The following is a 10,743-nucleotide window of genomic DNA, read 5'->3' on the forward strand; positions in this document are numbered from 1 at the left end:
AGCTGCTTGCTGATGTCATATCAGGTATTCAATTTAAAGATGGTGAGCGGATCACTCAAGATCAAACAGAACATCACGATTCATTGATACACCACATTTGACAATAACTCACAATCAAGACACCCATAGTTATTTGTCGGTAACTTATTGAAAATAAAGTCAGTGATAAGTTACAGAGCATCGAGACTGGGAGTGATAAGCCTTTGCTGGTGGGTAATATAACTAATCAGGATAGGCCGCGCGGAGCCGCGTCTCTGTTTTTAAGAAAGAGGCAAGTGTACTTTCTATTAACGTGAGGAGCCCGAGGCTGAGGCTTAGGTCATACTCTTTATTATGCAAATAACTGAACGAGAGTTCGCTCTGTTTAGGGTGATGTTTCAGGGGGACCGTTTTTGATAGTTGTGATGATTTCAGCGAATTCATAGACAGCTATTGTTACTGTTTGTTTTTGTTTTTGTTTTTGTTTTTGTTTTTATTTTTGATTTAACTCCCCATCGGAGTAACTTTAACTTTTCGATAAAAAATATTGTGATTAAGACAGGAAGGTTGAAACGCTATTATATGGACTGTAATAGCTTGATAAACTGGTGGTATAGATAAGGCGAATACACACTACACAACGATTGTATTTTCATCAAGGGTATAAGGTATCTAATTGAATAAGAAAGTATTTTTATCAAGGATTGGTTTTGAAGGTAAGGTTTCAAACTCATTTGAGAGCCTGACAAAATTGCAAGAATGTTTTTTGGGGGCAATACCATTTGAGAACATTGACATTATCGAAAAAAAACCGCTTGATTTTTCAACTAGCAAAGTATTCGACAAAATAGTCACACACAAAAGAGGTGGTGTTTGCTTTGAAAATAATAGTTTATTTTTCTCAGCTCTCAGAGCGCTAGGCTTCGATGTGAGAGTGATTGAAGCGGAAATGTTTCCTGGTGCCTCATTTAAAGGCCACTTTGATCATATGTCATTAATTGTAACGCTAGATGAAGTTGAATATCTCGTCGATGTTGGCAACGGTAAATACTTTGGTGATCCCATTTCAATTCATAGTCATGCAGAAACTACTGGTGAAGAGTGTATTCACTATAAAGTTATGCGCTATGGTATAAGTGACTTTGTATTGTGCTTCAATGAAGCAGATACTTGGAAGTATCGGTATGCATTTCGCTTGGCATCTAAAAACATAAGTGATTTTCAACAAGTTAGTCATTTTATTGAAACATCCCCAGAGTCGATATTTACCCAGAAGCTTTTGGTTACGGTGTATAAACACTCTCAACGGATCACTCTTTCAGGCGATAGGTTACTGATCACAGATCAAAGTGGACTGCAAACGGAGAAAGTGGTGCAAGACTCGGAACAAGCTAAAGTATTAAAAGGTTATTTTGGTATATCAGCGTAACGAAGAACATAACAGATAAGGATAGGCCGCGCGCAGCCGCGTCCTTATCCCAAGTGTTGAACAAGCCCGAGGCTAAAGTTTAGTCATACTCTTTATTATGCAAATAGCAGAACGAGAGTTCGCTCTGTTTAGGGTGATGTTTCAGGGGACCGTTTTTGATAGTTGTGATGATTTCAGCGAATTCATAGACAGCTATTGTTGCTGTTTGTTTTTGCTTTTGATTTAACTCCCCATCGGAGTAACTTTAACTTTTCGATAAAAAATATTGTGATTAAGACAGGATGTCGAAAATAGCCTTAGTTGAGCCAAGGACGGCGAATATGAGGTGATAAATATTTTTGTTTATCGCACAATTGAAGTGCTTCTACTCCGTCGGGGCGTTATGGTGAATGCAAGGAGGATAAGGACGAGCAGTCCTCCTTGCCCCAGTGTGGATGGGAATCCACGACTTTAGCCTGCGGCAAGCAATCGGGGAAAAGTCGGGTCAGAGTAAACGTTAAATAATCAACAACCAAACTACCCACAACTATATCTAACTTATTGAAAATAGAGTGAATGTTAAATTAGAGAGCATCGAGGCTGGTGGAGATTTAACAATGGCTGGTTTGGTTAATTTCCGGATGGTAGCCATGCATAACAAGGCGCTGCTACGGAAAATTTTTGCAGAGCACTGGGTTAGGCACAACCAAGACATCCATAATTATTTATCTATAACTTATCGAAAATAATTCACAATTTAGATATCCATAATTATTTTAGCATGTTGAAGGCGGGTGTGTCTAACTAAAACCTGATGAATATTATATAATACAGTATATTAATAATGCGTCTATTTTGAGAAAGAGCACTGGTCTGATGTGGTGATCGAGCATGCGCACTATATAAAGGTTATATTTTTAGAGAGGATTTATGAGTTCTTATATTGTAGGGCATCTTTCAGAAGAGCAGGGGCCTGTAACCAGTATCTATAAAGACGTTCGGAAAGTGCCATTCTCGTACACCAGTAAAAAGAATGAAGCAGAATTGGCATCAGAAGGTTCGTATGTTTACGTCATTGAAAAAGAAAAGGTGGGTAGAAAAAATATTTTTAAACTCGCTTATAGCTACAAGTGTACTGAATGCTTTCGAAAAGCAGGGGGTAAATGGCTCGGAAAATTTGATTATAAAAACACAGTGAAATATGAACAGGATGGCGAACTAAAATTATTAGATCCCCCATTAGCAATAACTGATTCTGATTTTATTAGTTGGTATAAAACGAAAGCTTTAGGAATGCGTGTCATTCCTACTGAATATGAATCCGTGTTAAAAGCTATGTTTGTGTAGCTATGGGTTCAAATATAACATGTTGCTCACAACCAAGGTACCCATTATTATCTGTCGGTAACTTTTTGAAAATAAAGCGGGTGCTAAATTAGCGTGCATTGAAGCAGAGAGTTTCACAGGTCTATCTTTTGCTGGTGGCGTCAATCTAATCATCCAAGCACTCATCTTACTGCTGTTTTATGATCCTGAATATCCTTCAGTCATTTTCTCAGCATGAACTATAGGGCAGTATATTCATTCTATTTAATCTTACTCGGGTTTAATTCCTCGCAACTTGTGGCGTAGCGGTGTTTGGACCTTAGAGTAATCTAGATACCCCTCTTCGCGTAGCGAATTTGAGCCGAAGCGAAAAGCCTTGGTGCGGGGTCGTTGATTGATTGGAATGTTCGATGTTAAATTGACCTTTTATATGATAATCAATTGATTATTAATGTATTTGCCTGTTTTGTAAATTTTAAGTGAATTACTTTAAAATTTTAAATATTTTGTTACTATGATGGCCGTTTTAGTTAACAATAGTTAGGTGCCAGTATGCGTTATTGGTTAGTGGGGATATTTTGTGCGGGCCTGATCTCTGGCTGTAATAGTGACGATGGAGCATCTAGCGACAATCAGGGATCTGATGAAGCGGTTGTGAATGATGGAGGCTCTGATGCTAGCAGTGATGATGATACCCACTATAGCCAAATTAGCTGTAGTGATGATCTGACGACTGTTTTGGCTTTGATTAATGAACAGCGTACACAGGAACAAACTTGTGGCAGTGAACGTTATGGTCCTGTGGAGGAGTTAACCTGGAATGCTTTATTGACTGCGGCTGCACAAGCGCACTCGAATAATATGGCTAATTATGATTTTTTTAGTCATACAGGCCTTGACGAAAGCACAGTAGCGACTCGGGTTACTGCTCAAGGCTACACGTGGTCTTATGTGGCAGAAAATATTGCTGGCGGTCAGACTACGGCGCAGTCTGTCGTGGATGCATGGATGGTGAGTGACGGACATTGTAAGAATATTATGAGCGAAAATGTGACGGAAATGGGCTTAGCGTGTAGCGCAAACAGCGATGTAAATTATCACTATTATTGGACACAAGTCTTTGCTAAATCTCGTTAATCGTAAACCGTGTTGGCTTTAACTGCTCTTCACTGCATTTTATAAAATCAGCAAGAGTCTTTGAAATTGGAGAACCATCAACAATCAAGGCACCCATCATTATTTTTTATAACACATTGAAAATAAAGTTGATAGTAATTTAGAGAGCACGAGGCAGAGAGTGACCATCCTTTGCTGGTGAAGATTTAACCACGGTTGATTTCATGCTCAATATGATAGGCGGTTTAGTGGCTTACCAACTTAAAGAGAGAAAGCCACAATTTAATATCACATCAGCTGAATTCAACACAATTGCAGTGATGCGTTAAACCGATTTGAGGTTACTTATCGATAAATGGGAAACAACTAAGAAGAGAGGAAAAAAAACCTTTAGATGCGAACTCGGGTTTATGCCTGTCATTTTGTATATCGAATCTTGTTCTATTATGGCTTATGTCCCTATTTTGACTCGACGTACTGACTGATTTTTTTTCAATGATTGGAGTGCTTATGGACGTAGGGATAGGCTCTACTTGTGCTTGCTGGGCTTGTTGTGGAAACTCAATCGCTTTTGATGCGGATGTTACAGTGGTTTGAGCATTCATTTCAAAATTTGATATTGGATTTTTGTCTTCCCATCTTGCCATCATTTTTAACAACCATTCTGGTGATTTATGGTTATCATTTAATATATTTGTAATCAATTTTCTATAGTCTGATCTGGCATTATCATAGGTTATTTGAACGTCTTTAGAAGGCTGATGAACTAATGCTTTTGCTGCTAATGTGTCTGTTGTTTGAGGGAAGTATGCTTGTTTCATTTTGCTTTCGGTAAGGGCTAATTCACTTCTTGATAAAAAGTCTTCAAAATTGCTCGCCCCATCAAAATCAATCGCTAGGTCTAAATGATCCGTATTTTGATGACTGCTGTGTGTGTGGTGGGATGTGTGTCTATCTGTTGTTTGATGATTGTGCGCTCTTCTCGTTGGAAAATCATCATAATCTAAACCGTTATGAGTTGAACTTCCAGAACATGTTGCAGCAATAATATTTCCCATTATTTACTCCTTGTAAAATTGAAATATGTTTATTTGACCAACACTTATTACTCTAATCGATTGAATTTCGTTTGATAAGATAGCCAATAGTCTAGTAAGGGGACGGTTTAAAAATTGGGACTTTGATGTACTTAAAGATTTTTGAATTCACTCAGTTTGTATTCATTTTGTATCCATAAATCATTAAAAAAGCTACCTACCTTCATCCTCTCTGTTATTTTGACTTTTCCTACTTTGTGTCGAAGGGAACAATCAATATACTCATTGTTATTTTTATAACCAATTGAAAATATAGTTAATAGTAATTTAGAGTGGCCATTCTTTGCTGGTGGTGATTAAACAATGGGTGAAAAACGAGATCTATTTTTACATGATCTTTTACACTAACAACTCAGGCTTAGGCTGGTGCCTTCTCGGAACAATTGCCAGAGCCTTTGCGCAACCGGTCCGGCAGGCTCTGAATCCAATCTAGCAATTCGAAATTCGATGCCCGGAGATCCAACCTCACCTTCAACTTTTATGGGTGCGAGTAACCCCTGTGCAAGCTCATCTTTTATCAGGTGTTCGGGTAAGCTGCCCCATCCCATGCCTTGCATGATAATTTCTTTTTTAGTTTGGAAATCATTGACTCTCCACTGATCGCCGCCTTCAAGCACACCGTAGCTTGTCGTTGAAGATTTACGGCCACTAATAATGACCTGAGGATGAGTCTTCATGACGGCTTGGGGCACCACGTCATATTGTTGTAACAAGGGGGAATGTGCCGCAATGACCGATACGAATCGCAAATTCATGAAGTGCATAGATTCCAATTTTTCAATATTGTTAATCCAGGGAATGATCAAAATCGACGCTTGCCCGTCTTCCAGTAAATCTAAGGGACCCATGCCATTTTCAGAATAAATTTCCAGTCGAGTGCGGGGAAACGCCACTTTACATTGTCTAATGGTACTGATAATCGGAGACACAGGGATAGCGGAAGTAAAAGCAATACCCACCCGTAACTCTTCTCCAGTGGCAAGTTGTTTTGCGAGTTTTTTAAATGATTGTGCTTGTCCTAAGACTAACTTCGCTTTTTCATACAGAGCCTTGCCTTGCGGTGTTAGTGTGTTTCTATATTGGTTTCGATCAAATATTTTGAGTCCAAGCTCTTCCTCTAGGTTCTTTATCGCGACACTGATTGTGGGCTGTGTTCGGTGCAGATCCTGAGCAGCCGCTCTCAGGGATCCACCTTCAACGATGGCCTGCAAGGATTTAAGTTGATCGAGTGTCATGGATTTCCTTAGAAAAAACCTTACATGTTAATAGAAAATAACAAATTATATTAGATATTAACTAATGTTATTGTCTGTTTAAAGCGAAATAGGTTCAATTTTATCAATAATTTCAAGATGGAAAGGTCATTATGCAAAAGCAAACAGATGTACTTATTATTGGGGGGGGCTTTGGCGGGGTGGCTGCTGCTCAAAAGCTATCTAAAAAAGGGGTTAGTGTGACATTAGTTGATAGAAAAAATTATTTTGAAGTGACGTTTGCCGTATTACGCAATGTTGCCGCCCCCAAAACACTTGGCAATACCCCACGTAAACGCTATCGTGATTTTATCGACGGGACCTTTATTCAGGGCAGTATAAAATCAATGAATGATAAGGAGGTTAAGCTCGACAATGGAGAGAGCATTCGCTTTAAACGCGCCATTATTTCATCAGGAAGTCGTTATCCGACATTATCGTTGGCCAAGTCGAATGCTGCGTTCGATTATACTGAGCGTAACCAAGAAATAGTGGCTAATCACACCTTGCTTGCATCCGCAAAATCAGTTCTAGTGATCGGAGGGGGAACAGTAGGGGTCGAGTTTGCAGGTGAAATTGCCAGTGCCTTTCCTGATAAAGACATCACTTTAGCCCATTCAACCGATACGCTATTAGATCACATGAAACCCAAGGCACAACGTAAAGCATTGGAGCAATTAACGGCCAGAAAGGTAAAAGTGAAATTTAACCGCCGGTTTACGAAAGACGGGAATGTATATCGGTGTTCTAAAAGCAATGAATCCCTTCAGGTCGACATTGCTTATACGTGTGTCGGAATGGTACCCAATACTGAGTTTTTGAATGCTGAACTCTCAGATGTTCTTGATAATAAAGGCTTAGTCAAGGTGGATCCATTTATGAACGTTGTGGGCTATGATAATTTGTACGCATTAGGTGACTGTGCGGATCTCGATAATCATAAACACGGCTATATTGCCAGTGTGCAGGGCACTATGTTGGCAGATCTGCTACTCAAATCAGCGAAAGGGAAAAAAGGGAGCGCTTATAAAACCCCACCGTTTGCCATCATCACTCCGACAGGAACGGATTCGGGAGTTGCACAAATGCCTTTTGGTGTGACCACAATGAAATTTTTCGTCAACATGAAACAAAAGGATATGGGGATCAGCAATATGTATAAAATCTACGGCAGTGAGCCAAATAAGTTGATTTGATTAATATAGAAAAATATATCCTGTCGCTCAGTGTGATTGATTCACTGAGCTTTTGGCACTGTCTTGTCATTTTACTTGGAAAATAGCTTAGCTTTAGGGGGTGGGTAAAGCGACTTCTTTCGAGGATCTTACAAAGGCGATGGGTGAAGAGGGCTATATAACACCCACGATTATTTTCATTAAGCGGCGGAGGACGTTATCTTGATACTATTGAATCAGCGGCTCTATTTAGCGATCACTTGAGTAGCCATTTTGATTTCAGGTATTGAGGTCGATTGTATCGCTTTCTGAGTGACTGAGTAAAATGCTCTGCTACATCATTTGGTGAGTATGCCTGATTAGTCGGACTACACCAGCCCAAAGGAATAGTTTTCGTACTAAAAAACTATCTTGAGCTTGTTGCTGAAACAGGCCGAATTATCCGAAATGATAAGCAGGGATCAATATCAACTAATACGTGTAGGTGTTGAATATGCTAAGTATTCCAGATGAAACCTGACTAAAGATCATTATTAGTGACGATACAGAAAATTGCCTAGATCGTAATGTGGTAGGTTGAGTGTGTTGATACCTTGTGAAATTCCAAGTATATTATTGATTTATAATGGCTTGCTATGACTATTCCAAGTACTCATACTCACCTTGATTAATGGGTATATACCCACAATCAAGGTGTCCGATGGAATTAGGCCCGAACAAAATGGGGATATTTATTCTGAATAAAGGGGCATTTTTGGTTAGGCTAGCAGGCAATGAACGAGTGTTTATCGAAATGGGGGTTGATAGTTGGATTATCTTCTCCGTTTAAATGATTATAAGGGGTTAATATGCACGTAGATAAAGCTAAAAAACGCATTGCTAAATACGTTAAGGCAGGCTTTAAAGGTTATCCTCAAATATCGTTAGCCTATTTTGGGGCGAGCGCTGATTGTGCAACTGAAGTGGTTGTTCAGTTTATGTTAGAGAAGGGGAGCGAGGTACAGGAAGAGCGCTTTACGAGTAAAACGGATGCAAGGGAAAGTGAGGTTATTCAATCTGCTTTGGTTAAAATTATCGAGCGGGCTAATGCCAATTCGGTGGTCGAAGTCGCAGGTATTTCGATTAGATAACACTTTTTTATAAAATGTGTAAAAATAGCCAATACGCATTTGCCTATATAAGCTGTAATAACATTAGCTTATTGGCTATTTTTCAATAAATATTGTAGTACTAGTTTGAGTAGTGGCAGTGTTTGTTGATTTGCATAGCAAGTTGCGGGGTATTTACAAGCCAAAGATTATGATGTGGAGTGGTTCACTATAAAGCAGCGATAACCGCACTCACATCGAATTATTTAGCGTTAGATAATACTGTGGATTGAAAAATAACGCTTAAAAGTTTGATGAATACTCAACATTGAATGCAGCAGCTAGGATCCTGAGTTAAAGGGATGGTAATTTTGTCCTTTTTTAGTGTGCCGCGATGGGTATTGGCCTTTTTGTATTGAGGTGTCTTACTCTGTAGAATAATAAAGATTATATTCTATTACTGCTTATATTGTTGTATCAATATAAAATGATAGGTGTCACGTTTATATTAATCTGAGTGATGTTGTTTTATCTCTGTATATAGTTTTTTGATGATTTACTTTTGTTCTGTAAGTGATGTGAAGTATTTAACTCGTTGTTAATTTATTGTTCCAGCATGGCTCTTGTGTGTTAAATGAAATATAGAGTTATTACTCACAGTCATATTGTTGTCAATGATGCCAGCTACTTTCACCACTAGTATTCTAAAGGACTTGCGGCTGATTTATTTTTAATAATCGCGTTAAATAATAAATGTTTGATATCTTATTTGTTTCAATTTGTAACTACTGTTAATAAATAAAGATTTAATGTCGCAGTGTATGAATAGAGCTAGATATTAGAGTTAGATGTTAGAGTTAGATGTTAGAGTTAGATGTTAGAGTTAATATATATTATGGAGATTACCGAAATGAATTCACCTTATGTTTTTACTCTTAAATTACAAAAATTATGTATTTTAGCAAAAAAGGCAAATAATGATTTTGAAAAAGCGAGTGTCTTTTCTGCCACCGAGTCCTTAGTATTGAAGTTTTTAAAAGAAGATAAATTACCGGGGAGAGTATCTGAATATATTTACTTAATTAGGTATCATATCAATGCCTCATTAGGTTATGATTATGCTCATGGGCTTACCGCTAGCGATCATGATAATCAAGCATTAATAATAGCCAATGATCTTATTGATCTGATAGAAACAATGACAGAGTTTGATGATACACACCCGAGTTATATTAATAATAAAGTCAATAAACTGATGTCTCTGGTAAGGGGATGATTCATTTCTCAACAATAACTAAAATAACTAAAATACGATATTAAGTCGGTAGATGCTTTGTCGAGACAGTGGAGCTGCAAGCCATTCCTAGGGATGTTTTTCAAGATAGTAGACACTCTCTATAAACGACACATCTTGACCGTTAGACCTGGATAAGGTATTAGGCGTTAGCGGATATTGATAATTCAACATGTAGCCTTAATAATACCGTTTTTAATCAATATAATGGTATTATTAAGGCGGAATGAATATGAGCGATTATTTATTTTCATCTTATGGATTTAATGCCGTTAAATATTCGAGTTTGCATTCATAAAAATCTAATCTGTCAGTCAATATCGATTCTAGAGCCTGCAGTGGTGAGATGAGCTAGGGCTTTGATGTATTTTCTGAATACTTTATCGGTATCGTCAATGATGCCACCTTTTATCTGTTATGACTGGAATATATTATTCACTGGCTTGCCAGTCTTGATTGATGAAAGCAGCAATCATTACCTCTCTTCTATAAGCAAAGCATATCGAATATGATGATTATTTTTATGTATGTGAGTAAGGGGATATATCGAAGCCACCTGAAGGTGTAGGATCCAGCTGGAAGTAAAACATTTTTAGGCAAGATCGTTGATGGCTCCATGCATTAACTGGCATTCCACCATCTGATGTTTAGGTCTTTGTTGTTCCAGACAACAATAAGACATTTCCTCTATCCATATAGGTCAGATCACCAATGTAGTGATCACATTGAAGTGAATGAACGACTATGACGGTCTTCTTGAGCTGACAACCTTGTGATCCTAAGTTGATGCGCAGTAATGCAGTATAAAAAACTTTCCCCTTCATTTTCAAAAGAGCGCCTATTAGGAGCGTATAAAATAGCCCAATTCGGTGTCACATCAAAAGATGCCTACATTATTTCGTGAGCGTCCGGCGAACTACGCCTTGCTTAGATTAACATGCCAAGGTAAGAGACTATTGAGATCACAGTTGGGGGGAGATAGCTGTTCCAAGCAATGTTCGATGTAA

The 10,743-nt window shown here is 38.3% G+C and carries 9 protein-coding genes and 2 pseudogenes; 9 read left to right on the top strand and 2 right to left on the bottom strand.

The window, feature by feature from the left end; translation table 11 throughout:
* Positions 1–655 precede the first annotated feature (655 nt).
* The 4 genes and pseudogenes from L2764_RS23560 to L2764_RS23575 all read left to right on the top strand — a co-directional run.
* Positions 656–1,408, top strand: a complete 753-nt coding sequence (locus L2764_RS23560; protein ID WP_248942778.1) for an arylamine N-acetyltransferase family protein — start codon at positions 656–658, stop codon at positions 1,406–1,408.
* 909 nt (positions 1,409–2,317) lie between these two features.
* A complete protein-coding gene (locus L2764_RS23565; RefSeq protein WP_248942779.1) occupies positions 2,318–2,734 on the top strand; it encodes a hypothetical protein in 417 nt (138 codons plus the stop codon).
* 531 nt (positions 2,735–3,265) lie between these two features.
* Positions 3,266–3,850, top strand: coding sequence for a CAP domain-containing protein (locus L2764_RS23570; RefSeq protein ID WP_248942780.1), 585 nt, complete (start codon positions 3,266–3,268; stop codon positions 3,848–3,850).
* Positions 3,851–4,050: 200 nt separating this feature from the next.
* Positions 4,051–4,158, top strand: a pseudogene (locus tag L2764_RS23575) (IS982 family transposase); the annotation flags it as partial.
* 12 nt (positions 4,159–4,170) lie between these two features.
* Here L2764_RS23575 and L2764_RS23580 read toward each other — a convergent pair.
* Both L2764_RS23580 and L2764_RS23585 read right to left on the bottom strand, forming a co-directional pair.
* Positions 4,171–4,887 carry a hypothetical protein gene (locus L2764_RS23580; RefSeq protein ID WP_248942781.1) on the bottom strand — a complete coding sequence of 239 codons (717 nt, stop codon included), beginning with the start codon at positions 4,885–4,887 and terminating at the stop codon, positions 4,171–4,173.
* 383 nt (positions 4,888–5,270) lie between these two features.
* Positions 5,271–6,161 carry a LysR family transcriptional regulator gene (locus tag L2764_RS23585; protein ID WP_248942782.1) on the bottom strand — a complete coding sequence of 297 codons (891 nt, stop codon included), beginning with the start codon at positions 6,159–6,161 and terminating at the stop codon, positions 5,271–5,273.
* 131 nt (positions 6,162–6,292) lie between these two features.
* Here L2764_RS23585 and L2764_RS23590 point away from each other — a divergent pair, with 131 nt between their 5' ends.
* The 5 genes and pseudogenes from L2764_RS23590 (at position 6,293) to L2764_RS23600 (ending at position 9,718) form a co-directional block, all read left to right on the top strand.
* Complete coding sequence (locus L2764_RS23590) at positions 6,293–7,375, top strand: NAD(P)/FAD-dependent oxidoreductase (RefSeq protein WP_248942783.1); 1,083 nt, start codon at positions 6,293–6,295, stop codon at positions 7,373–7,375.
* 347 nt (positions 7,376–7,722) lie between these two features.
* A pseudogene (locus tag L2764_RS28380) lies at positions 7,723–7,839 on the top strand (transposase); the annotation flags it as partial.
* A gap of 215 nt (positions 7,840–8,054) precedes the next feature.
* Positions 8,055–8,183: a hypothetical protein gene (locus tag L2764_RS27905; RefSeq protein WP_283107147.1), complete on the top strand. Its 129-nt coding sequence runs from the start codon at positions 8,055–8,057 to the stop codon at positions 8,181–8,183.
* Positions 8,184–8,202: 19 nt separating this feature from the next.
* Positions 8,203–8,484, top strand: coding sequence for a hypothetical protein (locus L2764_RS23595; RefSeq protein ID WP_248942785.1), 282 nt, complete (start codon positions 8,203–8,205; stop codon positions 8,482–8,484).
* Positions 8,485–9,352: 868 nt separating this feature from the next.
* Positions 9,353–9,718 (top strand): hypothetical protein, encoded by a 366-nt coding sequence (locus L2764_RS23600; protein WP_248942786.1) that lies wholly within the window; start codon positions 9,353–9,355, stop codon positions 9,716–9,718.
* The last annotated feature ends 1,025 nt before the right edge of the window (positions 9,719–10,743 follow it).

Origin of the sequence: Shewanella surugensis, from assembly GCF_023284005.1 — a bacterium.
Classification (GTDB): domain Bacteria; phylum Pseudomonadota; class Gammaproteobacteria; order Enterobacterales; family Shewanellaceae; genus Shewanella; species Shewanella surugensis.

Excerpts from the sequence above, each read along its gene's own strand:
- L2764_RS23585 (WP_248942782.1), bottom strand. The coding sequence starts at position 6,161 with ATGACACTCGATCAACTTAAATCCTTGCAGGCCATCGTTGAAGGTGGA.
- L2764_RS23595 (WP_248942785.1), top strand. The coding sequence starts at position 8,203 with ATGCACGTAGATAAAGCTAAAAAACGCATTGCTAAATACGTTAAGGCA.
- L2764_RS27905 (WP_283107147.1), top strand. The coding sequence starts at position 8,055 with ATGGAATTAGGCCCGAACAAAATGGGGATATTTATTCTGAATAAAGGG.
- L2764_RS23590 (WP_248942783.1), top strand. The coding sequence starts at position 6,293 with ATGCAAAAGCAAACAGATGTACTTATTATTGGGGGGGGCTTTGGCGGG.
- L2764_RS23565 (WP_248942779.1), top strand. The coding sequence starts at position 2,318 with ATGAGTTCTTATATTGTAGGGCATCTTTCAGAAGAGCAGGGGCCTGTA.
- L2764_RS23580 (WP_248942781.1), bottom strand. The coding sequence starts at position 4,887 with ATGGGAAATATTATTGCTGCAACATGTTCTGGAAGTTCAACTCATAAC.
- L2764_RS23570 (WP_248942780.1), top strand. The coding sequence starts at position 3,266 with ATGCGTTATTGGTTAGTGGGGATATTTTGTGCGGGCCTGATCTCTGGC.
- L2764_RS23600 (WP_248942786.1), top strand. The coding sequence starts at position 9,353 with ATGAATTCACCTTATGTTTTTACTCTTAAATTACAAAAATTATGTATT.